This is a genomic window from Microvirga sp. Mcv34 (assembly GCF_024519725.1).
In the GTDB taxonomy this organism is placed as follows: Bacteria; Pseudomonadota; Alphaproteobacteria; order Rhizobiales; family Beijerinckiaceae; genus Microvirga.
On sequence record NZ_JALJRK010000309.1, the window covers coordinates 1 to 306 of the forward strand.

The following is a 306-nucleotide window of genomic DNA, read 5'->3' on the forward strand; positions in this document are numbered from 1 at the left end:
TCGTGGCGGTGCTCGGCGCCTCCAACTTCACCTACGCCGAGGCGACCTGGACCCAGACCCTGCCGGACTGGATCGAGGCCCATGTGCGGATGTTCCGCTTCTTTGGCGGCGTGCCAAAGCTCATCGTGCCGGACAACCTCAAGAGCGGCGTGCACAAGGCGTCCTTCTACGATCCCGAGCTCAATCGCAGCTACGGCAAGCTCGCGGCCCATTACGACGTCGGCGTCCTGCCCACCCGCAGCCGCAAGCCCCGGGACAAGAGCAAGGTGGAGGTGGGCGTGCGCTTTGCCCAGTTCTACATTCTCG

The 306-nt window shown here is 65.0% G+C and carries 1 pseudogene; it reads left to right on the forward strand.

Annotated features, from left to right (window positions below):
* A pseudogene (locus tag OC446_RS30735) lies at positions 1 to 306 on the forward strand (IS21 family transposase); the annotation flags it as partial.